This window comes from Halobacterium rubrum, assembly GCF_021729015.1.
Classification (GTDB): Archaea; Halobacteriota; Halobacteria; order Halobacteriales; family Halobacteriaceae; genus Halobacterium; species Halobacterium rubrum.
The window spans coordinates 201601-222480 of record NZ_JAJQQZ010000003.1 but is presented as its reverse complement, the minus strand read 5'-3'; the positions used below and the strand labels follow the sequence as shown (position 1 = coordinate 222480).

At 68.5% G+C, this 20880-nt stretch carries 24 protein-coding genes and 1 pseudogene; 18 read left to right on the top strand and 7 right to left on the bottom strand.

The window, feature by feature from the left end; all coding sequences use genetic code 11:
• Positions 1 to 46: 46 nt before the first annotated feature.
• The 4 genes from LT971_RS12545 to LT971_RS12530 are packed head-to-tail and all read right to left on the bottom strand — an operon-like array spanning position 47 to position 1297.
• Positions 47 to 520, bottom strand: a complete 474-nt coding sequence (locus tag LT971_RS12545) for a PIN domain-containing protein (protein WP_237007279.1) — start codon at positions 518 to 520, stop codon at positions 47 to 49.
• On the bottom strand, positions 517 to 768 hold the full coding sequence (locus LT971_RS12540) for a hypothetical protein (protein WP_237007278.1): 252 nt from the start codon (positions 766 to 768) through the stop codon (positions 517 to 519). The genes LT971_RS12545 and LT971_RS12540 overlap by 4 nt, the downstream gene beginning before the upstream one ends.
• Positions 769 to 822: 54 nt before the next feature.
• The gene (locus tag LT971_RS12535; RefSeq protein WP_237007277.1) at positions 823 to 1098 is read right to left on the bottom strand and encodes a hypothetical protein; all 276 of its coding nucleotides are present in this window, start codon (positions 1096 to 1098) and stop codon (positions 823 to 825) included.
• Positions 1073 to 1297, bottom strand: a complete 225-nt coding sequence (locus tag LT971_RS12530) for a hypothetical protein (protein WP_237007276.1) — start codon at positions 1295 to 1297, stop codon at positions 1073 to 1075. The genes LT971_RS12535 and LT971_RS12530 overlap by 26 nt, the downstream gene beginning before the upstream one ends.
• A 250-nt stretch (positions 1298 to 1547) precedes the next feature.
• On the opposite strand from LT971_RS12530, the gene LT971_RS12525 reads away from it, so the two are divergent.
• The 9 genes from LT971_RS12525 to LT971_RS12485 all read left to right on the top strand — a co-directional run bounded on the left by LT971_RS12525 (position 1548) and on the right by LT971_RS12485 (position 11349).
• Positions 1548 to 2417: a 3-hydroxyacyl-CoA dehydrogenase family protein gene (locus LT971_RS12525; RefSeq protein WP_237007275.1), complete on the top strand. Its 870-nt coding sequence runs from the start codon at positions 1548 to 1550 to the stop codon at positions 2415 to 2417.
• Complete coding sequence (locus LT971_RS12520) at positions 2414 to 3223, top strand: enoyl-CoA hydratase/isomerase family protein (protein ID WP_237007274.1); 810 nt, start codon at positions 2414 to 2416, stop codon at positions 3221 to 3223. The genes LT971_RS12525 and LT971_RS12520 overlap by 4 nt, the downstream gene beginning before the upstream one ends.
• A 54-nt stretch (positions 3224 to 3277) precedes the next feature.
• On the top strand, positions 3278 to 4477 hold the full coding sequence (locus LT971_RS12515) for a helix-turn-helix transcriptional regulator (RefSeq protein WP_237007273.1): 1200 nt from the start codon (positions 3278 to 3280) through the stop codon (positions 4475 to 4477).
• A 79-nt stretch (positions 4478 to 4556) separates the two neighbouring features.
• Complete coding sequence (locus LT971_RS12510) at positions 4557 to 5807, top strand: Glu/Leu/Phe/Val family dehydrogenase (RefSeq protein WP_237007272.1); 1251 nt, start codon at positions 4557 to 4559, stop codon at positions 5805 to 5807.
• Positions 5808 to 5913: 106 nt separating this feature from the next.
• On the top strand, positions 5914 to 7128 hold the full coding sequence (locus LT971_RS12505; RefSeq protein ID WP_237007271.1) for a hypothetical protein: 1215 nt from the start codon (positions 5914 to 5916) through the stop codon (positions 7126 to 7128).
• Between the two features lie 82 nt (positions 7129 to 7210).
• Positions 7211 to 7909 carry a ribulose-1,5-bisphosphate 5-phosphatase gene (locus LT971_RS12500; protein ID WP_237007270.1) on the top strand — a complete coding sequence of 233 codons (699 nt, stop codon included), beginning with the start codon at positions 7211 to 7213 and terminating at the stop codon, positions 7907 to 7909.
• 2 nt (positions 7910 to 7911) lie between these two features.
• Positions 7912 to 8547: a ribulose-1-phosphate aldolase gene (locus tag LT971_RS12495; protein WP_237007269.1), complete on the top strand. Its 636-nt coding sequence runs from the start codon at positions 7912 to 7914 to the stop codon at positions 8545 to 8547.
• Positions 8548 to 8635: 88 nt separating this feature from the next.
• Entirely contained in the window at positions 8636 to 11026 is a 2391-nt protein-coding gene (locus LT971_RS12490) for a penicillin acylase family protein (RefSeq protein ID WP_237007268.1), read from the top strand.
• Positions 11026 to 11349 carry a hypothetical protein gene (locus LT971_RS12485; RefSeq protein WP_237007267.1) on the top strand — a complete coding sequence of 108 codons (324 nt, stop codon included), beginning with the start codon at positions 11026 to 11028 and terminating at the stop codon, positions 11347 to 11349. The genes LT971_RS12490 and LT971_RS12485 overlap by 1 nt, the downstream gene beginning before the upstream one ends.
• Here the strand turns inward: LT971_RS12485 and LT971_RS12480 are convergent.
• Positions 11321 to 11527 (bottom strand): hypothetical protein, encoded by a 207-nt coding sequence (locus LT971_RS12480; protein ID WP_237007266.1) that lies wholly within the window; start codon positions 11525 to 11527, stop codon positions 11321 to 11323. The genes LT971_RS12485 and LT971_RS12480 overlap by 29 nt on opposite strands.
• An 84-nt stretch (positions 11528 to 11611) precedes the next feature.
• Here LT971_RS12480 and LT971_RS12475 point away from each other — a divergent pair, with 84 nt between their 5' ends.
• Positions 11612 to 12277 carry a class I SAM-dependent methyltransferase gene (locus LT971_RS12475; RefSeq protein ID WP_237007265.1) on the top strand — a complete coding sequence of 222 codons (666 nt, stop codon included), beginning with the start codon at positions 11612 to 11614 and terminating at the stop codon, positions 12275 to 12277.
• Positions 12278 to 12285: 8 nt separating this feature from the next.
• On the opposite strand, the pseudogene LT971_RS12470 reads toward LT971_RS12475, so the two are convergent.
• Positions 12286 to 12444 (bottom strand): annotated as a pseudogene (locus LT971_RS12470) (oxidoreductase); the annotation flags it as partial.
• 647 nt (positions 12445 to 13091) lie between these two features.
• Between LT971_RS12470 and LT971_RS12465 the strand changes: the two are divergent.
• Entirely contained in the window at positions 13092 to 14066 is a 975-nt protein-coding gene (locus tag LT971_RS12465) for a hypothetical protein (protein ID WP_237007263.1), read from the top strand.
• Positions 14067 to 14546: 480 nt separating this feature from the next.
• Here the strand turns inward: LT971_RS12465 and LT971_RS12460 are convergent, their stop codons facing one another.
• Positions 14547 to 15845 (bottom strand): oxidoreductase, encoded by a 1299-nt coding sequence (locus tag LT971_RS12460; protein ID WP_237007262.1) that lies wholly within the window; start codon positions 15843 to 15845, stop codon positions 14547 to 14549.
• Positions 15846 to 15972: 127 nt separating this feature from the next.
• Between LT971_RS12460 and LT971_RS12455 the strand changes: the two genes are divergently transcribed.
• Genes LT971_RS12455 through LT971_RS12425 form a run of 7 tightly spaced genes read left to right on the top strand, consistent with a single transcriptional unit; the run spans position 15973 to position 20868 of the window.
• A complete protein-coding gene (locus LT971_RS12455; protein WP_237007261.1) occupies positions 15973 to 17349 on the top strand; it encodes an NAD(P)/FAD-dependent oxidoreductase in 1377 nt (458 codons plus the stop codon).
• A gap of 53 nt (positions 17350 to 17402) precedes the next feature.
• The gene (locus LT971_RS12450; RefSeq protein WP_237007260.1) at positions 17403 to 18617 is read left to right on the top strand and encodes an outer membrane protein assembly factor BamB family protein; all 1215 of its coding nucleotides are present in this window, start codon (positions 17403 to 17405) and stop codon (positions 18615 to 18617) included.
• Between the two features lie 55 nt (positions 18618 to 18672).
• Positions 18673 to 19365, top strand: coding sequence for an AzlC family ABC transporter permease (locus LT971_RS12445; protein ID WP_237007259.1), 693 nt, complete (start codon positions 18673 to 18675; stop codon positions 19363 to 19365).
• On the top strand, positions 19365 to 19685 hold the full coding sequence (locus LT971_RS12440; protein WP_237007258.1) for an AzlD domain-containing protein: 321 nt from the start codon (positions 19365 to 19367) through the stop codon (positions 19683 to 19685). The genes LT971_RS12445 and LT971_RS12440 overlap by 1 nt, the downstream gene beginning before the upstream one ends.
• Before the next feature lie 32 nt (positions 19686 to 19717).
• On the top strand, positions 19718 to 20182 hold the full coding sequence (gene bcp, locus LT971_RS12435; RefSeq protein ID WP_237007257.1) for a thioredoxin-dependent thiol peroxidase: 465 nt from the start codon (positions 19718 to 19720) through the stop codon (positions 20180 to 20182).
• 37 nt (positions 20183 to 20219) lie between these two features.
• Entirely contained in the window at positions 20220 to 20576 is a 357-nt protein-coding gene (locus LT971_RS12430; RefSeq protein ID WP_237007256.1) for a nucleoside triphosphate pyrophosphohydrolase, read from the top strand.
• 55 nt (positions 20577 to 20631) lie between these two features.
• Positions 20632 to 20868, top strand: a complete 237-nt coding sequence (locus LT971_RS12425) for a DUF7543 family protein (protein ID WP_237007255.1) — start codon at positions 20632 to 20634, stop codon at positions 20866 to 20868.
• Positions 20869 to 20880: the final 12 nt, after the last annotated feature.

Genomic DNA, 20880 nt, shown 5'->3' with positions numbered 1-20880 from the left:
TCAGCACAGTTGTCGAGATTCTCGTCGCTCCGTCGGCTGCCCCGTTCTATCGCTCGTCCAGCAGCCGGATGCCACGCTCTACCACCGCCTCGGTGACGAACAGACTGGTCTCCCGCTGGAGCGCGCGCATCCGGGACGCCGCCTCGTCTCTGTCGAGCAACCCACGGCTGTACCCGAGGGCGATTACGCCGATGGAACCGTGCACGTCAATGCCAGCCTCCGACGCCACTTCCCGGGCGGCGAGGTCGTCTGTCAGAAGGACGAGTTCACGCCCCCGAGCGACCGAAATCGCGGCTCGCTCCCCTGCGTCGAGTTCGCCCCCGACACCGGTATCGCCACCGTCAGCAGCCACGACCTTGTCGGCGACTTCCGATAGCCCATCCGGAAGCCCTCCGACTTCGACTTCGTCGTGGACGACTTCCGGAACAAGCAGCGTGTCGAACGCGTCGAGCAGCTCGAGCGAGCCGATTTCCGCGAGGTGAATGAGTGGGCCCGCGTCTGAGACGGCTACCGTCGTCACGCGTCCTGGCCCCAGTCCACGTCCGCCTCAACCGCTTCGCACTCTCGTTCGGCTCGCTCGACCTTCGTCCGGCCGACCCGGCTGACTGCTTCCTCCCGGTCCAGTTCTCCGTCGAGGTAGCGTGCGAGCACGAGGTCCTCCCAGAGTTGCTCCAGTCCGTGTTCGAGCGCGCGCTCGAAGACCTCGGACTCGGGGAGGTCGCGGGCCTCCGCAATCTCCCGAACCCGGTCAGAGATGTCCGCAGCCATACCTCCGGCTTGGGCGCCCCCACTCTTAAATTCGTGTCCGACTGTTGGCCACAACTACCCCTTCCGCGAGTCGACCCAGTCGTCGAGCTTCTCGGTCGCCCGGTCGGGGTCGCGGTCCGCTCGCAGCAGTTCCTCGACGAGCGCGGCGAGTTCGTCGGACACCCGGTCGCTGGCCGCCATCCGTGGGACGAGGCGGGCGCGCAGCCAGTCGAGGGCGCGCTGCGGGGAGAATCGGGTGTCGGCCGTCGCGGGCTCGGCGTCGGGCATCGTCGGCTGGATGGCCCGCTGGTACTCGAACCCTGCGTTACTCGGCTGGTGCGGGGTCGACATGGTGGACGGCGTCCGGGGAGAGCAGGCGGCCGCTCGGAACCGCGAGCCAGCCGTTCGCCAGCAGGCGCACCGGGCCCTGGTGGAGCACGACATCGCCCTCGCGGTCGCCGTAGACGACCGCCGACTCGTACTCGCGGACGAACCCCTCCAGTGCGTCCTCGACTGCCTGGTCCCAGACGGACTCGGTGGAGACGACCATACCGAGTGTTCCGCCGGGACCGGCAAATCCCTTCGGGGCGTGCGACGCTGCACCACACTTTTCGGGCCGGCGTTCGGACGTCAAGACGGAATGTCTGAGCCAGTGCTGTGTCCCGCCTGCGGCTGGACGGGGCAGTCCGATTCGGTCGCGAGCACCGATGACGAGCCAGCGTGTCCGACGTGTGGGGAGGTCCTCGGCGCGCTCGCGTGACGGGTCCACCTTTTTGAGCGGGGGTGCAGTACCCCGGAGCATGCACGTAGCCGTACTCGGCGCGGGGACGATGGGCCACGGCATCGCCCAGGTGGCGGCGATGGCGGGCCACGACGTCGCGCTCCGGGACGTCGACGAGGAGCGAGTCGCGGCGGGCGTCGAATCGGTCGACGAGAACCTCCGGGGCGGGGTCGAACGAGACAAAGTCACCCCCGAGGAGCGCGAGGCCACGCTGAACCGCATCGAGGGCACGACCGACCTCGCCGCTGCCGTCGACGGCGCCGGCCTCGTCGTGGAGGCGGTCCCCGAGGACGTCGAACTGAAACAGGACGTGCTCGGAGAGGCAGAGGAGGTGGCGCCGGACGGCGCCGTCGTCGCGTCGAACACGTCCAGCCTCCCGGTCACGGAGATTGCGGCCGCCCTCGACGCGCCCGGGCAGTTCGTCGGCCTGCACTTCTTCAACCCCGTCCACATCATGGGGCTGGTCGAGGTGGTCGTCGCCGAGCAGACGAGCGAGGAGACGCTGGCGTTCGCCACCGAGTTCGTCGAGGACGTCGGGAAGACGCCCATCGAGGTGGCGGACTCGCCGGGCTTCGCGTCCTCGCGGCTCGGCGTCGCCCTCGGCGTCGAGGCGATGCGGATGGTCCAGGAGGGCGTCGCCAGCCCCCGGGACGTCGACCAGTCGATGGAACTCGGGTACAACCACCCGATGGGCCCCATCGAGCTCGGGGACGTCGTCGGGCTGGACGTGCGACTGGACATCCTCGAACACCTCCGGGAGGAGCTCGGTGAGCGCTTCCGGCCGCCCCAGATTCTCAAGCGGAAGATCCGCGCGGGCAAGCTCGGGCAGAAGACCGGCGAGGGGTTCTACGTCTGGGCGGACGGCGAAATCGTGGGGGTGTCGGAGTGACCGTCTCCGAGACCGCAGCCGACTGCGAGTTCGTCGCCGTGACCGAGGACGACCCCGAACACGTCGTCACCGTCACCATCGAGCGACCGGACGCCCGGAACGCACTGAACGCGCAGGTCCGCGACGAGCTGAAGCGGGTCTGCGAGGCAGTCGACGACAGCGAGGACGCCCGAGTCGCCGTGCTGACCGGCAGCGACGAGTCGGGCGCGTTCGTCGCCGGCGCGGACGTGACCGAACTCCGGGAGCGCGACGCCGCCGAGCAGCGCCGGGCGAGCGAACGCCCCCGGGTGTACGAGACCGTCGAGTCGCTGCGCCAGCCCGTCATCGCGGCCATCAACGGCCACGCGCTCGGCGGCGGCCTCGAACTCGCGCTGGCCTGCGACGTCCGTGTCGCCCACGAGGACGCGAAACTCGGCAGTCCCGAGATCAACCTCGGCATCATCCCGGGCGGCGGCGCGACCCAGCGACTCCCCCGGCTGGTAGGTGAGGGGCAGGCCATGAAGCTCGTGCTCACCGGCGACCTCGTGGACGCCGGGGAAGCCGAGGACATCGGCCTCGTCGAGGACGTCCACGCAGACAGCGAGTTCGACGACGCCGTCCGGGAGCTGGCGGCGTCGATGGCCGACCACAGCCCGCTCGCGCTCGAACGCGGGAAGGACGCCGTGAAGGCGGCCAGTCGGATGGACCTCGACGCCGGCATCGAGTACGAGGCCGAACTGTTCGCGGGCCTGTTCGCGACCGCCGACAAGGACGAGGGCATCGACGCCTTCCTCGAGGACCGCGAGCCCGACTGGCAGGGGCGCTGAGAGCACGCCTGCCGAGCCGTCATTCTTTCAAGCGCGCCCCGCATCGGTCCCCCTATGGAGCGAGGAGTGGCGTGCTGGCTGGTCGCCGCAATCGTCGTGCTCGCCGTCGTAGCGCCGGGCGCGTCGGCTGCCGGAGCGCCCGCTGCAGAGTCGGTGAGCGCGCAGGACGGAGACGCGTTCGGGCTCCCCCAGGAGTTCGACCCCGACACCGTCTCCCTGAGCGCGGACCTGGCCGCCGACGGCGACGCCGAGTGGCAGTTCACGTACCGGATGCGACTGGAGACCGACAACGAGACGGCTGCGTTCGAGGACCTCCGGGACGACATCAACGCCAACACCTCGGACTACCTCGACCGGTTCCGTGGGCGCATCACGAACACGGTCGACGCCGCGGCGAACGCCACTGGCCGCGAGATGGCCGTCGAGAACGTCTCCGTGTCGACGCGCGTCAACAGCCTCAACGAGGAGTCGCTGGGTGTCGTGACGTACAGCTTCCAGTGGCGCGGGTTCGCGGAGACCGACGGCGAGCGGGTGACGGCCGGCGACGCCCTCGAGGGGTTCTACCTCGACGAGAAGACGTCGCTGACGGTGTCGTGGCCGAGCGGCTACGCGCTCGAATCCGTCGACCCGGTGGGGAGCCAGCCCAAGGAGGGCGCCGTGCGCTGGAGCGGCCCGGTAGAGTTCGGCCCGGACGAGCCGCGGGTCGTTGTGGCGCCGGCACCGGAAGAGACGACGACGACGACGACCACCGGCGGCTCGGGCGGTGACGACAGCGACGAGTCGACGGGCGACAGTGGTGGCCTCGTCGTGCCGGCGGCGATTGGCGCGCTCGTCGCCGTCGTCGTGCTGGGTGCGGGTGGCTGGCTGTACGTCCGCCAGCACGACACCGGCGAGGGGTCGAGTCCGCCGGTCGCAGGGACGACCGAGCCCGACGACGGTGCAGGCGGTGGCGGTACTGGCGAAGCGGCTGGTGCTGCAGCGGGCGCCGGTGCTGGCAGCGGCGGTGACGACGACAGCGGCGACGACGGCGGACCGCCGTCCGAGCTGTTGAGCAACGAGGAGCGCGTCGAACAGTTCCTCGAGTCCGAGGGCGGCCGCGCGAAACAGCAGGCTGTCGTGGAGGCGCTTGACTGGACGGAGGCCAAGACCAGCCAGGTCGTCAGCGAGATGCACGAGAACGACGCCATCGAGAAGTTCCGCATCGGCCGGGAGAACGTCCTGAAACTTCCGGACGCCGACGACCTCGACGAGTAGCGGCCGGGCGGCGTGTCCTCCCGTAGCACGGCCGGTCCGAGCCGAGACGTACTTGAACGACGGCAGATTTTGCGGGGGTATGACCGAGAGTGGTCCACTGGAGAACATGCTCGCGCAGATGGAGCAGGCCCGCGAGTACGTCGACATCGACGACGGTATTTTCGAGCGACTGAAGTCCCCGGAGCGGACGCTGTCCGTGAGTCTCCCGGTACGGATGGACGACGGGTCCGTCGAGGTCTTCGACGCCTACCGCTGCCAGTTCGACAGCGCCCGCGGCCCGTACAAGGGCGGCATCCGCTACCACCCGAACGTCTCCGAGGAGGAGGTCTCGGCGCTCGCCGGCTGGATGACGTGGAAGACGGCCCTGGTAGACCTGCCGTTCGGCGGCGCGAAGGGTGGCATCGTCTGTAACACGAAGGAGCTCTCCGACAACGAGGTCGAGCAGCTCACGCGCCGCTACACCGAGGGAATCCGTCGGATGATCGGTCCGGAGACCGACATCCCCGCGCCGGACATGAACACCGACGAGCGCACGATGGCGTGGGTCATGGACACGTACTCCGTCTACCAGGGGTACGCTGTTCCCGAGGTCGTCACCGGCAAGCCGCCGGAGATCGGTGGAACCGACGGCCGCGTCGAGGCGACCGGCCGCGGCGTCGCCATCACCACGGAGGAGACCTTCGAGTACTTCGACACGGACGTCGAGAACGCGGACGTCGCCATCCAGGGCTTCGGGAACGTCGGCAGCGTCACCGCCGACCTGCTGACCGAGCGCGGCGCGAACGTCGTCGCCGTCTCCGACGTCAGCGGCGCCATCTACGACCCGGACGGCCTCGACATCGAGGACGTGCAGGCGTACGTCGAGTCCAACGACGGCCGGCTGGAGGGCTACGACGCTGAGGCCATCTCCAACGACGACCTGCTGACGCTGGACGTCGACGCCCTGATTCCGGCGGCCATCGAGGACGTCATCACCGTCGACGTCGCCGAACGGCTGGAGGCCGACGTCGTCGTCGAGGCCGCCAACGGCCCGACGACGTTCGACGCCGCACAGATCCTGCAGGAGCGCGACGTGCCCGTCGTGCCGGACATCCTGGCAAACGCGGGCGGCGTCATCGTCTCCTACCTCGAGTGGGTGCAGAACAGCCAGCAGTACTCCTGGGACGTCGAGGAGGTCAACCGCGACCTCCGCCAGCGGCTCACGAGCGCGTTCGACGAGATGCTCGGCGCTTACGAGGCCCGCGACATCCCGACGCTCCGCACGGCCGCTTACACCATCGCCTTAGAGCGCAGCGCGGACGCCCACGAGTACCGCGGGCTGTTCCCGTAAGAGCGGTCAGCGTCGGCGACGGCGGGAACGGTCGGCAGCAGGCCGGACAGACGAGGTCGGCCTGAAGCCAGTATTGTTTTACACTTCTCTGGCGCAGGAAAAGCCGATGGAGTCCCCGACACGACGCGCGGCGCTCGCCGTCGGCGTCGCCGTCCTCCTCGTCACCGCGGGCTGTCTCGGCGGGACGAATCCGAGCGACGGCAGCACCTCGTCCACGCCCGACAGCACTGACGACACGGCCGAGAGCTGCACGTACAACGCCAGCACGGCTGCTGCGACCGAAACGGGCACCTGGTCGCCCAACGCCTCGGTGGACCAGTACCCGCAGGGCGTCGCCGGAAACGGCACGCTCAGCAACGCCTCCGTCCTCGCTAACGCACACTTCGACGAGACGGCGAACCGGTCGACGGGGTTCTCTGTCGACTGGGAGGACCCGAACAAGGACTTCGTCAGGCGAATCGTGTCCGGTCCCGATCCGTCCACGTACTACAGCACGTTCGACGGGACGACCTCGGGAAGCGACACCCCGAAGACGGAGAGGCTGTACGTGACGGGCTCGCAGCACTACCTCCAGTTCACCGGTGAGAACGAGACGCTCTACCAGGTCGGACAGAACACCAGCTACCACGGCAGCGCCTGGACGAGAGACGACACGTTCGGTCCTCAGAGCAGCCTCGAGAGGTTCCTCGCGAGGGGGAACTACACCGTCAACGGCACCGTCGAGCGCGACGGTCGAACGTTCGTCCAGCTCACCGCCACCGAGGGATCTCCTCCCTGGACGCGCGACTCGTTCGTGACGTACGACGGGACGGCGCTCGTCACGCCCGAGGGGGTCGTCCACGAAGTCGAGGAGTCCTTCGGGACGGGCACGAACGGCACCATCGAGAAACGCTACGAGGGCTCGGTAACCCTCGACACCGACGTCGAGTGGTGCGGTTCCCCGTCGTGGACAACCGACGTCTCGCACCTCTCGCTGTCCATCGTCGAGGACGGCCACGCCGTCGAGATTCGGAACACTGGCGGGACAGCTCTCCCGGCGAACACGACGTTCAGTGTCGCCGGTCACGACGAGCCGGTCGTGAAGCATCGCATTCACCCGAGCAGTGACCGTAGCGGGACCGTCACGACGGACGCCCGACTCGAGCCGGGCGACATCGTCTACGTGACCGCGAGCGTCGACGGGAGCGCGGCGTCGTTCGCGCTCCACGAGAGCCCGACGCGCGGCGAGTATGCCTTCGGAGCTGCCAGCGTCACGGGCGGCAACGAAACCGTCCACTACCGATTGCTGACGGGCGTCACAACCCCGGAGTGGGAGGAGTAGCTCGCGTCGTTCCGTAATCGCCCGCGTCCGTACGCCGCCTGTGGACCGAGGAGTTAACCCGGTCGAACGTGGACGCGGGAGCATGACCTTCGAGGCGGTGTTCGTCGACCTCGACGACACCCTCTACCCGTACGACGAGTGCAACGAGGCCGGGAAGGCGGCGGCCTGGGAGAAGGCGAAAGAACTCGGCTACCAGTCCAGCCGCGACGACTTCGAGGAGCTCTATCTAGAGGCTCGCCGGGAGGTCAAACGCGAGCTCGCGGGCACGGCGAGCGCCCACGAGCGCTTTCTCTACTTCAAGCGCGCCATCCAGATCCACACCGGAACGCACGACGCGAAGGACGCGCTGGCGCTCGGCGAGGCGTACTGGGACGCCTACGTCGACGAGATGGAGCTGTTCGACGGCGTGGTCGAGACGCTGGCCGCGCTCCAGGACGCCGGGCTCGCCGTGGCGGTGGTGACGAATCTGACGACGCGCATCCAGATGAAGAAGATCGAGGAGCTCGGCATCGACGACCACGTCGACCTCGTGATGACCAGCGAGGAGACGGGCCGCGAGAAGCCCTCCAGCGTGATGTTCACGCTGCCGATGGCGCAACTGGACGTCAGGCCCAGCGAGACGGTGATGGTCGGCGACTCCGTCTCGTCGGACATCGAGGGCGGGAACGCGCTGGGGCTGACGACCGTCCTGTTCAACAGCGACGCGACCGGCCTCGACCACCGCGAGCGGCCGGACCACAGGATTGAATCCTTCCCCGAGGTTACGGACGTCGTACTGTAACCATGCTTGCTCGCGAACGCGTCGACGTCGTCGACCACGCACCGCTGCTGAGTGACCTCACCCCGGGCCGCACCGGGAACCTGAGCGTCCGGGACGGCGACCGGTTCGCCGCGACGCCGACCGGCGTCCCCTACGACGGCTTCGACGCCAGCGACGTCCCCGTCGTCACCCTCGACGGCGACGTGGTGGCGGGCGAGATGGACCCGACGAGCGAGGTCCCGATGCACACCGGCATCTACCGGCGGCTGGACGCAGGGGCCATCGTCCACACGCACTCGCCGTGGGCGTCGACGCTCGCGGTGCTCGGCGAGGAGCTGCCCCCCGTCCACTACATGATTACCGCGGTCGGCCGGAAGGTGCCCGTCGCGGGGTACGCCCCCTACGGCACCGACGACCTCGCCGAACTCGTCGTCGAGGAGATGGAGGCCGCCCAGTCGGACGCCTGCATCCTCGCGAACCACGGCCTCGTCGTCGTCGGCGAGGACCTGCCGACGGCCATCGAGAACACCGTCCACGTCGAGGAACTCTGCAAGGTCTACCTGCGGGCGCGCCAGCACGGCGAGCCCAACGAGCTCACCGACGACCAGCTGGCAGCCGTCGAAGCGAAGTTCGAATCCTACGGCCAGTCCGAGGAGTAGCTACCCCGGCTCTCGCTCCCCGGGGCGGTACTGCGTGACTGCGTAGCATCCTGCACAGTTATGGGGTGGCGGCAATCAGTCGGGTGGTATGGACGACGTCGACACCGCGCGCCGTGGGCTGATTGCCGCCGTGCTCGGCGGCGTCGCGGCGGGCGGCTTCTTCACGCCAGCGTCCACGTATCTCGAGCAGTTCGCGCCGCTCTCGGGGGACGTCTGGGCCGCGACGACCGACGAGCCGCCGGGGACAGTGGACAGCGAGTACGGGCCGGCGACGGTCCAGTACGACGGGAACCGGGTGCCGCGCGTCGAAGCGGACGACGAGGCGGCGCTGTACCACGCCGTCGGGTACGCTCACGGGACCGACCGGCTGTTCGCGATGGACCTCCAGCGCCGGCTGATGCGCGGCCAGCTGTCGGCGGTCGTGGGCGAGGCCGCGCTGGACTCCGACGAGTTCCGCGTGCAGATGGACTTCGCGCAGGCAGCCGACGCGAACTGGGGGGCGCTCCAGGACCGCGACCCCGAGGTCGCCGGGCTGCTGGAGGCGTACGCGGATGGCGTGAACGCGGCACGCGAGGACCAGTCGCTCCCGCCGGAGTTCGTCCTGCTGGACTACGAGCCGGCAGCGTGGACGCCGACTGACACGCTGCTGTTGCAGTTGCAGATCTCGTGGACACTCACCGGGAGCTTCGCGTCACTGCGCCGGGACGTGCTCGCCGGGGAACTCGGTGCGGACGCGGTCGACGAGCTGTTCCCGCGGCGGTACGACCACGACAGCCCGATTCTGCGTGGCAACAGCGGCTCCGGGGCGGCGAGCGCGACGCCAGGTCGGAGCGAGCAGGCGTCGGGGACGTCTCGCGTCTCCAGTGACTTCGCGGGCTGGCTGTCGAGTTTCGAGTCGCCGCCCGGCATCGGGTCGAACTCGTGGGTGGTGAGCGGCGAGCACACCGAGAGCGGCGAGCCGCTGCTGGCGAACGACCCCCACCTGTCGCTGCTCGCGCCGCCCGTCTGGTACCAGCAGCACCTCGACTGGGGCGACGGCTGGGTCCGCGGGGTGACGTTCCCCGGCGTGCCGTTCGTCATCATCGGGGAGAACGACGCCGGCGCGTGGGGGTTCACGAACGCCGGCGCCGACGTCCTCGACTGCTACACGTACGAGACAGACGGCGACCAGTACCGGTACGGCGACGAGTACCGGGACTTCGAGACCGACGAGCACACCATCGCCGTCGACGGCGCCGAGGACGTGACGGTGACGAGGCGGAAGACGGTCCACGGCCCGGTCGTCGAGCGCGAGGGCGAGCAGGTCGGCGTGGCGTGGACCGGCCTGTCCGCGACAGCGACCACCGACGCCGTACACGCGATGGCACACAGCGACGGCCTCGAGGACTTTCGGGAGGCCGTCCGGGACTTCGACCTGCCGACGCAGTGTGTCGTCTACGCCGACCGCGACGGCAACACCTACCACAAGGTCACGGGCCGGATTCCCGTCAGGCACACCGACGGCGAGCGCGTGCCCGGCTGGCAGGTGTTCGACGGCTCCGAGCGAGCGGGGGAGTGGCCGGGCTACACGCCCTACGGTGAGTCCTCGTGGGAAGGGTTCGTGCCGTTCGACGCCAAGCCCGGCGCGGTGAACCCGGGCTACGTCGGCACGGCGAACCAGCGCATCGTCGACGACCCCGAGTACTACCTCTCCGAGGGGTACAGCCCGCCGTTCCGCGGCGAACGCCTCAACGAAGTGCTGGACGACTGGGCGGGAGACGGCGAGGCCGGCACGACGCCCGGGGACATGCGCGACCTCCAGCGGGACACCGTCGACACGCGCGCCCGGCGGCTCGTCCCCAGACTCCTCGACGCCGTCGACGTCGAGTCGGCCGGCGCGCCGTTCGACGCGCTCGAAGAGTGGGACTACCGGATGGACCGCGACAGCGAGGCGGCGCTGGCGTTCGCCGTCGTCCTCGACGCCTACCGCGAGGCGCTGTACAGTGATGGATTCGCCGACGCCGACCTGAGCGAGGACTACTGGCCGAACGACTGGGTGACCGTCACCCTCGCGGACGACGCTGAATGGTTCGACCGCGAGGAGACGCCGGAGTCGGCCGCAGCGGCGATGCGGACCGCACTCGACGCGGCAGCAGCGCGCGTCGCCGACGAGGGCTGGACGACGTACGGCGACTACAACGTCGTCGCACTCGACCATCCCTTCGACCAGCCCTTCCTGAACTATCCGCGGCTGGCGACGGACGGCTCCCCGGCGTCGCTGAACAACTTCCGGCGGGACAGCGACGCGGGCAGTTCGTGGCGCATGGTCGTCCCGATGGCCGACGGCGCCGACGCGTCGGTCGTCCTGCCCGGCGGGAACGACGGCGACCCGTTCAGCGACCAGTACAGCGACCAGCTCCGGGCGTGGGCAGACGGCCAGTATTACGCGTTCGACCGGGAGTTCCGCGGACCCCGCATCGAGTTCGGGGGTGGTGAGTGATGGACCGAGAGCAGGTGCTGGTCGCGGTGGTGGCAGTCGTCGCGTCGCTGGCACTGGCGTCGGTCCACTGGCTCGGGCTGCTGGTCGGCGGCGTGGCCGTCGGACTGCTCGCGTCGTCGTGGCCGCGCGCGCTCGCTGCGGGCCTCGGGTTCGGTGCGCTCGCGTGGCTGGCCTTCCTCGGGACGCTGTGGCGGGCCGGCCGGCTGGCGGCCTACTGGGACGCCGGCCTCCTGCTGTACGCGAGCGTCGGCATCCCGCTCGCGCTCGGACTGGTCGGCGCGCTCTCGTACGGGCTCAGGCCGTCCGGCGCGCGTACTGCGTGAGCACGAACGTCACGAGGACGAGCATTCCGAACCCGGCGATGGCGAACCAGAGGGACGCGACCTGCGGCGACGCCGCGACGTCGGGCGCGAGAAACCACACGCCAGTGCCGACGGCCGCCAGCACGAGCGCGTACACGTACGCCCTGACGAGGTCGTAGCCGAGCCGGACCCGGTCCATCGGGCGACTATCTGGTGTCGACGGAGTTATGCGTTCGGGTCTGGCGGCGGACTGCTTTTGCCCGCCGGCGCCGAACCGGGAGGCGTGACGACTGTCGCGGAGACGCAGGCGGCGTACGGCCGGTGGGCGCGGGCCTACGACTGGCTGGTGCGCCTGCTCCCGGGACTGGACGGCCTGCGGGCGCGCGCCGTGGCGGGCCTCGACCTCTCTCCGGGAGACACCGCCGTGGACATCGGCTGCGGGACGGGCGCGAACCTCCCCCACCTCCGGGACGCCGTCGGCCCGTCGGGGACCGTCGTCGGCGTCGACCTCACGCCGGGGATGCTGGCTCGCGCCAGCCAGCGAGTCGAAACGGCGGGCTGGCGGAACGTCCACCTCGTGTGTGGCGACGCCGCCCGGCCACCGGTCGACGACGTGGACGCCGTGCTCGGGACGTTCGTCGTCGGGATGCTCGCCGACCCGGTGTCAGGGATGCGGGCGTGGCTGGACTGCCTGAACCCGGGCGGGCGAGTCGCCGTGCTCGAAGCGACGCGCTCGACGCACCCCGTCGGCGGCCGACTGAACCGCGTGTTCGACTCGCTGGTCGCCGCCGGCGCGCCCGGCGGAGCCGACGGGCGCGACGCCTCGGGGACGCTCGACGAGCGAGTCACCGCGGCCCGGGACGCCCTCGCGGCGGACGCCGACCTACTCGAGGAGGACCGTCGCGTGCTGGGGTTCGTCCGAACCGTCGTCGCCGAGCGCTCCCGGTAGCCAGTCTGCTATCGGCGAGTGCTGTCGGTGGCTCCGTCTTCCGCCGTCTCGTAGGCGCCCTCGCGGGCCAGCCGGCCGCGCTCGGCCAGCACCGACGGCGTGCGGCAGACGCCGTCGGCGCCCGCGGCCTGCGGCACCGCACAGTTGTTGCAGTTCTCGCAGACCACCGAGGCTCCGTGGTCGTCTCGGCTCCAACAGTGGCACTGTGTCGTGACCGTTGATGGTGGGTGAATTCGTCGTAAACGCTCTAGTTCTCGGTTTGCCTCATCTTCGATAGTCGTCCAGCAGCACGGAGATGGTCACGAGCGTTCGGTCCCGCCGTCCGAGTTATTCTTTCCAGCCACAAAGGTTTAGAACACATATCGAGAATGCAGATTCAGGATGGAAGTAGGAACTGACCAATTCACTCGATCCTACAACGCGTTGCAGCGTATATTTGCTGGGGCGTTGATAGTGTACGTAATATTAGTCGTACTTTCCCAGCGGCAACTCGCTATCGCTACTGCGGGGCTCCTGTTTCTAGTTTTATCACCAATTACAATGTATTATCATTTCGCGCTCAGTAGAGCGAATTACGATACTCCAATCCCCTTCGCAGTGAATATCATTATTCTGGGTACGGCGACACTAAGTTGGATATATATTCGCTTTGTTGAGTTGGGGGATTCTCTCCCATCGATTGTTCCGATCTTGTTAGTGTTCTTTTCTACTGTAGTTGAGTCTATTAATTCTAAGTATGTTTCTAATTCCTAATCTCCTTCTCAATTTAGTTGAAATCTGGAAAAAATTAATAACGTCGGATGTTGGAGGTGATATGAAGTTCTCAAAACGCAAACTCCTGTTCGGAATCGGCTCTGGCGCCGTAGGAACGATATCGCTGCCGGGTGTTGGTTCAGCATTCGCGGCGGAAGAAGTGCCAGACATCCTCGTTGAGAAAGCAACCAACACGAATCAGGATATCCTTGCATACACGACCCTTGACAAAGCTACTAGGGTACTGTACATAGCTACAGGAACCACCTCGCAAGATGATACCCCAGCAGATATCATCCGGGTGGCTGGCAAAGATGACGGATCTGTCCGAAATATTCGCTGGAAATCGCCAACGGAGCTTCGATTCTGGCAGAACAGTGAAGTGAGAAAAGTCTCCGTCATGAGTGGTAGCGTTGGTAAGCCGACTACTGTAAAAGAAAAGGAACCCATGCCCGGCATAGAGGAGGTGCAAAGCACCCCCTCGTTCGACCCAGACCAAATCATAAAGCCTCCGGGAGGTAGCGCTCCTGACTGGGTTGACGATCCCTCTTACACCCACTCAGGGGGAAAAGAATGCATATCGGTCGGCCCAGAGTGGTTTGAGTATTCGACTTGGTGTGCTGAAGTCGGTGAGGTGTCTCCCAAGGTATTCGCTACATGTAATGGGGAAAATAAAACTCTGGCAGGTGCCGAAATTGAGGGGGTTACTATCTCAGCGGCTGGTACCAGCTATACGATTTCAATCGATCTATGGATGGGATACCAGCCTGTTGAGGAATGTTCTTACATCGGGTCTGATTCGCTAGACTTCTGCCATCGCTGGTGTGGGATCGGCCCAACTGCCACGATGGCGGAGTGGGAAGAACAACTTGAGGCCTACATCTATTCGTCTCTGGAAGAACTTGACGAATTCTTCCCAGACATCCCAAATCTGAATTATGATCTGAACCGCTCTGAGGTTGCCGTACTAATAATAGCCGTACTAGCAGCACTCGCAAAGCTTCTATTTTCTCCGCTAGACCCCACACTCTCGTAATAGAGGACTATTCACATCCACTCAAGGATTTGTCCAACCCGGGATATTCCCTCGGTTGGCTATAAGTATCCCAAGATTGGTGCGGAATCTGGATGTAAAGGTGTCTTCAACAGTTGCTCAGTCCAGGTGCGAACAGGTGGCGGTTATTGTCGTCAAAGAAACGACTAGATGCCATACATACGAGGTTCCTGCACGTGACCTAAGAGAAGAGTCGGTGAGTCTAGAGGGAGTTGAGACGGTGAGGAGGGATTCATCGAGACCTAGTAACTACGTCCCAAAGATACGAATGAAGAAGTAGAGGCCGGTGAGTGACTCAGCAGATTTCTCCTCACCGGCATTGCCTTACTGAAATCGTCTCCCACATTGTCGGCCGCGCAGTCGTAACGGGCGGCTGCGCGTTCATCCCGCTGTCGCTCGCCTTCAACGCGGTCCTCACCGTGAGAGCCCGCGGCGACACCACTCCGAACTGAGTCGCCTCGCTCACACCTGCCCAGTATCGTACGCGCCCTCGCGAGCCAGGCGGCCGCGTTCGGCGAGCACCGACGGCGTGCGGCAGACGCCGTCGGCGCCCGCGGCCTGCGGCACAGTGCAGTTGTTGCAGTTCTCGCAGGCCACGGATGCCCCGGAATTGTCGAGCAGTCGCGCCGGCAACCGGGGCTCCGCGTAGAACGGCCGGCCCATCCCGACGAGGTCGCAGGCGTCCCCGAGCAGGCGGTCGATGCGGGCTCGCTCCCTGACGCCGCCCTCCAGCATCACCGGGACGTCGACGCGCTCCCGGACGCGCCGGCATAGGTCGGCGTTCCACGCGGGCTCGAAGGTCGCGCGGCGGGCCTGCAGGCGGTTCGCCAGCGACACCAGCTTCGCGCGCCACCGGCCGCCGAAGGCGTCGGCGTAGCCCGCCTGGAACTGGTCGTCGCGCCACGCACGCTCGGGGTACTCCCCTCTCACGACGTGCATGTCCCAGAAGACGCTGCCGGAGACGGGCGCGACGGCGTCGAAGCCGGCGTCCTCGACGGCGCGCTCGCAGAGCCGCACGCAGTCGTCGGCGGTGAGGTGGCGGCGGATGCCCGGCGGCGCCCGGGTCTCGGCGGGAATCTTCGTCACGAGCGAGAGGTCGGTGCGCTGGCGGACCTCCTCGGCGACGAGTTCGAGGAACCGGAAGCCGTCGGCGAACTCGTCGCTGCGGCGGTTGTAGAACGGGGAGAGAAACTGCTGGACGATGCCCATGTTCGCGCCGGCGACGTGGATGCCGTGGTAGCCGGCGTCGGCCAGCCGGCCCGCCGCGCGCCCGAAGTCCGCGGCGAGCTCGTACACGTCGTCCGTGGAGAGCACGCGCGGCGAGACGTCGAGCAGGCCGAGTCGGTCGGCGGCCCGGAGCGGGAGCGGCGGCCGGGAGACGGCGAGCTGGTCGAGGTCGGGGTGGGCGTCCCGGTAGCCGGCGTGCCAGACCTCCATCGAGCGCAGCCCGCCGTGTTCGAGTTGCGCGAACACGCGACCGCCGTGGGCCTCGATGGCCTCGGGGACCGGCGAGAGCCCGGCGACGAAGTCGTCGTCGTGGACCCGGGTCATGCCGGGGGCGGCGCAGCCGCCCTCGCCACGGACGATGGTCGCGCCCTGGCAGACGAGTCCCGCGCCGGCCGCCGCAGCGGGTTCGAGTTCGTCGCGGAGCGTCTCGGCGGTGTCCGGGCCGGTGCCCGCACACTCCAGCAGCGGCGCGCGGTACAGCCGGTTCCGGAGCCGCAGCCCGCCCACGGCCACCTGGTCGTCGAGGTGCGTCACAGACCGACACACGGGCGCCGGCGGCTTCAGCGTGGGGGCACCCGGAGTGGAATCCGGCACCCGACCGTACCTGGTCGGCGGTCGAAAACTCGAAGCACTTTAAGACCAGCGCGGTCAGGGTGGAGGTATGACTGACGTGGACGTAGCTGTCGTGGGTGGCGGGCCTGCGGGGTCGACCGCCGCCTACGCGGCCGCGGAGGCTGGCGCTGACGCGGTGGTCTACGAGAAAGGCGTTCCGAGAGACGACCGGGAGCGACTCGGGCCGGACTCGACGGACGCGGCGGGATTCCTCGACTACTGGCTGGACGTCGCCGACCTCGACGTCGAGGACGTCCCCGAGGACGTCGTCGAGCAGGAGCTCGTCGACGCCGAGTTCATCGGGCCCAGCGAGCGCGTGACTGTCGACCGCACCGGTATCGACAGCGACTACGAGCACTTCGGCTTCACCTTCCACCGCGCGAAGTTCGACGACTGGCTTCGGGAGCGAGCGGAGGCCGCCGGTGCGCGCTACGAGGCCGGGACGAGCGTGACGGGCGTCGACTCGCAGCTCTCCGGGACCGGCCACGAGCACACGCTGCACCTGGGCGACGGCGAGACGGTGACCGCGGAGTACCTCGTGCTCGCGGACGGTCCCCAGCGCCAGGTGACCATGCGCGTCCTCGACCCGCTGCTGCCCGAGGGCAAGCAGGCAAGTGAGGTCCTCAGCCCGCCGAGCGCCAACCACATCGCGTACCAGGAGTACCGGCGGTTCCCCGAGGAGCTGTTCGACGACGACTCGCTGAAGTTCTGGTGGGGCTGGATGCCGGGCGAGACGGCCTACCCGTGGGTGTTCCCGAACCGGGACAACGTCGCCCGGGTCGGGCTGACGATGCCCATCGGGCTGGACGTCGAGGACTTCGACGCCTCGGAGTGGCGGCTGCTCCGCGAGGACGACGAGAAGATCCCGTCGGGCTCGGAGTACATCCGGCGGCTGCTCGAGGAGCTGTACGGCGACGAGTACGACGTCGAGGCGGACTTCCCGCTCGCGAACGGCCACGGGAAATCGAAGGGGACGGAGACGTACCCCATCTCGTCGACGCGCCCCATCGAGTCCCCCGTCGAGGCCGGAATTGCCGTCGCGGGCGGCGCGATGGGCACCACGTCGGCGTTCCACGAGGGCGGCGACCACGTCGCCCACCGCACCGGCCTGCTCGCCGGTCGGCTCGCCGCCGAAGGACGCCTCGAGGACTACAACGACGCGTGGCACGACGCCATCGGCGAGGAGCTCAAGCGGAACGTCGCGATGGCCGACGTGGTCAGTGACTTCGACCCGGACGACTGGGACGACACCATCCACGTCACGCGGGAGATGCTGGCGGCCAGCGACGACGGCCAGATCATCTCGAAGTCGAACGCGCGCTCGGCTGCTGGCGGCCTCAAGCTCTACGGGAAGTACCGGAAGACGAAGTTCGGGCTGCGGAAGGGCCGGTACGCGCAGCTCCGCGAGTCGGACTACTCGTTCTGAACGGGCTGGGCGCTCCCGAAAGCACTTCAGCCGAGCGGGAGAACTCCGAGGCGATGCCCTCCACTCGACGGTCGTTTCTCGCGAGCAGCACCGCAGCCGCGGCGTCGGCGCTCCTCGCCGGCTGCGCGTCTCTCTCAGGGGGAGGGACGCCGGACGACCCGCCGCCGTCTGGTGACGTCTCGCTGGGGGAGCGCGACCGACACGTGTACGGCGCGACCGGCGACTGGTCGTCGTTCGGCGCGAACGCCGCCAACAACAGGCAGGTGGCCGACGGCCGGGCGCCGATCGACGGCGTCACCGAGCAGTGGCGGGCGCCGTTCCCGCAGCTCTCCCACCAGGAGCCCGTGGTCGCCGACGGCACCGTCTACGTGGCGACCAGAGACCGCCTGCGGGCGCTGGACGCCGAGACGGGCGACGAACGCTGGAGTGCCGACGGCGCCGACGCGCCGCCGCTCGTGCTCGACGGCGTGGTGTACGCCGCACGGAGTCGGACGCTGCGGGCGCTGAACGCCGACAGCGGCGAGGTGGTCTGGGCCCGCGAGTTCGACGGCCCCGGGCAGGTCACGTCGCCGTCGACGTACGGCGGCGACCAGCTGGTGTGTGGCGTCGGCGAACGCGTCCTCGGCCTCGACCCGGAATCCGGCGACGAGGTGTGGACCCAGACGGTGTTCGGGCAGGTCCACCACCACGCGGCGTTCCTGTCGGGGTACTGGGCGGTCGTCGCGACCGACGCCGGCCGCGTCTACCTGCTGGACCGCGACGGTGTGGGGAGCTGGCAGTGGCAGCTGCCCGCGCGCCCGGTCGCGCCGCCGGCAGCCGACGCCGAGTCCGTCTACGTGAACTGCGAGGACGGCAACACGTACGCACTGAAAGACGACAGCGACGGCTCCGAGATGGGGCAGCGGTGGAGCGCCGACACCGGGTGGGCCGACGGCGGCGTGGCGGTCGTCGACGGCCTCGCGCTCGTGGCCAACGGCGGGACACTGGAGGCCGTCCACACCGGCTCCGGGTCGACGGCGTGGAGCGAGGCCACCGGCGACTGGCGGCACACGGCGCCGACCGCCGCCCGCGACACCGTCTTCGTCGGCGGGGCCGCGCTGTACGCGTTCGACGCGACGCCCGGCGGCGACCCCGACGGCGGCCCCGCGCTCCGGTTCGAGCACTCGTTCGCCGGTCGCGTCGGCCCCGGCCCCGTGCTCGACGACGGCACGCTGTACACGGTCGCCGAGGTCGAGGAGGGCGAGACCGCGCTGGTCGCGCTCGCGTGACCCCGCCTGCCGGAACGGGAACGCTCTTGTCCGCCGTGGCGTCTACCCGGAGCCAGTGACACCGACAGACCGACGGGACTTCCTCGCGGGCGCCTGGGACGCCGTGCCGACGCTGCCGGCGAACGTCCCGTTCGGGTTCGTCGCCGGCGCGGCCGCCGTGCAGGCGGGGTTCAGTGACCTGCAGGCGGTGGCGCTGTCGGCGTTCGTCTTCGGCGGCGCGAGCCAGCTGGCCGCCATCGACCTGCTGGACGCCGGCGCGCCGCTGGCCATCGTCGTGCTGACGGCCGTCGTCGTGAACCTTCGGTACGTGATGTACAGCGCCGCCATCGCGCCGTACTTCCGGGAGTTCGGGTCGAAGGCGCGGCTGTTCGCCAGCCAGTTCCTCGTCGACACGACGTTCGCCATCGCCGTCACCGAGTACGAGCGCGACGAGTCGACGGACGAGCTGTCGTACTATCTCGGGGAGTCCGCGACAATCTACGTCGGGTACGTCGCCGGGACGGCCGCCGGCGTGGTCGCCGGTGACGCCGTCCCCGAGGGGCTCCAGCTGGACTTCGCCGTGCCCCTGTTGTTCCTCGCGTTGCTCGTCCCCTCGATCACGGACGAGGCGACGAGCGTCGCGGCCGCCGTCGGCGGCTTCGTCGCCGTCGCCGCTGCCGGGCTGCCGATGAACGTCGGCATCGTGGTCGCCGCGCTGGCCGGCGTGGCGGCGGCGGCTCTCACCGACGTCGCGGGGGTGGGGCAGTGATGGAACTCTGGCTGGTGGTGTTCGCCGCCGCCTTCGGAACCTACCTGCTCCGGGTGTCGTTCGTGACGCTGCTCGGGCGCGCCGACGAGGTGCCGGCGCGCGTCAAGCGCGTGCTGGCGTTCGTGCCGCCGGCGGTCCTCGCGGCGCTCGTGCTCCCGGAGCTCGTGCTGTACGGCGACGGCGGCCTCTCAGTCTCGCTCGGGAACGACCGGCTGCTGGCGGGGCTGGTCGCCGCCGCCGTCGCCTGGAAGACCGAGGACATGCTCGCGACGGTGGTCGTCGGGATGCTCGCGCTGTACGCGCTCTCGCTGGTTCCGTAACTGGTTCCCGGGCTGCCCGCGAACCCCGGGGTATGCTCGCCGAAGGCACCACCGCTCCCGACTTCGAGTTACCGAACCAGGACGGCGACACGGTCGCGCTCTCCGACTTCGACGACCAGTACGTCGTCGTCTACTTCTACCCGCGTGCCGACACGCCGGGCTGCACCATGGAGGCCTGCGAGTTCCGGGACAACTGGGGCCGCTACGAGGACGCCGACGTCCCCGTGGTCGGCGTCAGCGACGACCCCGTCGAGGACCTCGCCGAGTTCAGTTCGGACTACAGCCTGCCGTTCGACCTCCTGAGCGACGCGGACGGCGAGGTCGCGACCGCCTACGAGTCCTACGGCGAACGCGAAATCATGGGCGACGTGATGGACGTCACCCACCGGAACACGTACGTCGTCGGTCCGGACGGCACCATCGAGGCTGCCTTCGAGGGCGTCGACCCGGACGGGCACGCCGACGAGGTGCTGGCCGCCATCGAGGACGCCGCGTAGTCGACAGCACTTTGTCGGTGTCCCCGTCACTGCCCCTGTGAGCCGAGAGTACGACAAACTGGTCCGGGACGAAGTCCCCGACGTCATCCGCGAGGACGGCGAGACGCCAGTGACCCACCGCGCCGAGGGCGAGGAGTACCGCGACCGACTCGCGGCGAAGCTCGTCGAGGAGGCCGAGGAGTTCGCTGACAACCGCACCGTCGCCGAGATCGGGGACGTGCTCGACGTCGTCGACGCCATCTGTGCCGCCCGCGACGTCGACCGCGACTACCTCGACGACATGCGCGCCGCGAAGACCGAGGAGCGCGGCGGCTTCGTGGAGGGCGTAGTACTGGAGCAGGTCGAACCGACCGAGGAGCACCGGGCGCCGGACTGGGAGTCGCCAGACGAGTAGGAGCACCTCGCGCCGGATGCGCCGCGCTTACATCGGAGCGCCCGAACTCGCGGGCATGGAGTGGCACGAAGTCGACCGGCAGACCGGGCGGGAGTGGGAGCGCGAGGACGGCCACGCCGTCATCCGGCTGCGGCAGACCGCGCGCGGCGACTGGGCGGTCACGTACGACCGCCTCGAGCAGGCCGGCGACGGGTCGGCGTACGAGCGCGTGGAGGTCGGCAGCGAGGACGCCGCGCTGACGCGCGTCGAGGAGTTCAAAGAGCGGACCGCGAGTGTCGAGGCCGAGCCCTGAATCGGGCGCTCA

Excerpts from the sequence above, each read along its gene's own strand:
- LT971_RS12540 (WP_237007278.1), bottom strand. The coding sequence starts at position 768 with ATGGCTGCGGACATCTCTGACCGGGTTCGGGAGATTGCGGAGGCCCGC.
- LT971_RS12535 (WP_237007277.1), bottom strand. The coding sequence starts at position 1,098 with ATGTCGACCCCGCACCAGCCGAGTAACGCAGGGTTCGAGTACCAGCGG.
- LT971_RS12530 (WP_237007276.1), bottom strand. The coding sequence starts at position 1,297 with ATGGTCGTCTCCACCGAGTCCGTCTGGGACCAGGCAGTCGAGGACGCA.
- LT971_RS12525 (WP_237007275.1), top strand. The coding sequence starts at position 1,548 with ATGCACGTAGCCGTACTCGGCGCGGGGACGATGGGCCACGGCATCGCC.
- LT971_RS12515 (WP_237007273.1), top strand. The coding sequence starts at position 3,278 with ATGGAGCGAGGAGTGGCGTGCTGGCTGGTCGCCGCAATCGTCGTGCTC.
- LT971_RS12510 (WP_237007272.1), top strand. The coding sequence starts at position 4,557 with ATGACCGAGAGTGGTCCACTGGAGAACATGCTCGCGCAGATGGAGCAG.
- LT971_RS12505 (WP_237007271.1), top strand. The coding sequence starts at position 5,914 with ATGGAGTCCCCGACACGACGCGCGGCGCTCGCCGTCGGCGTCGCCGTC.
- LT971_RS12500 (WP_237007270.1), top strand. The coding sequence starts at position 7,211 with ATGACCTTCGAGGCGGTGTTCGTCGACCTCGACGACACCCTCTACCCG.
- LT971_RS12495 (WP_237007269.1), top strand. The coding sequence starts at position 7,912 with ATGCTTGCTCGCGAACGCGTCGACGTCGTCGACCACGCACCGCTGCTG.
- LT971_RS12490 (WP_237007268.1), top strand. The coding sequence starts at position 8,636 with ATGGACGACGTCGACACCGCGCGCCGTGGGCTGATTGCCGCCGTGCTC.
- LT971_RS12485 (WP_237007267.1), top strand. The coding sequence starts at position 11,026 with ATGGACCGAGAGCAGGTGCTGGTCGCGGTGGTGGCAGTCGTCGCGTCG.
- LT971_RS12480 (WP_237007266.1), bottom strand. The coding sequence starts at position 11,527 with ATGGACCGGGTCCGGCTCGGCTACGACCTCGTCAGGGCGTACGTGTAC.
- LT971_RS12465 (WP_237007263.1), top strand. The coding sequence starts at position 13,092 with ATGAAGTTCTCAAAACGCAAACTCCTGTTCGGAATCGGCTCTGGCGCC.
- LT971_RS12455 (WP_237007261.1), top strand. The coding sequence starts at position 15,973 with ATGACTGACGTGGACGTAGCTGTCGTGGGTGGCGGGCCTGCGGGGTCG.
- LT971_RS12450 (WP_237007260.1), top strand. The coding sequence starts at position 17,403 with ATGCCCTCCACTCGACGGTCGTTTCTCGCGAGCAGCACCGCAGCCGCG.
- LT971_RS12440 (WP_237007258.1), top strand. The coding sequence starts at position 19,365 with ATGGAACTCTGGCTGGTGGTGTTCGCCGCCGCCTTCGGAACCTACCTG.
- bcp (WP_237007257.1), top strand. The coding sequence starts at position 19,718 with ATGCTCGCCGAAGGCACCACCGCTCCCGACTTCGAGTTACCGAACCAG.
- LT971_RS12425 (WP_237007255.1), top strand. The coding sequence starts at position 20,632 with ATGGAGTGGCACGAAGTCGACCGGCAGACCGGGCGGGAGTGGGAGCGC.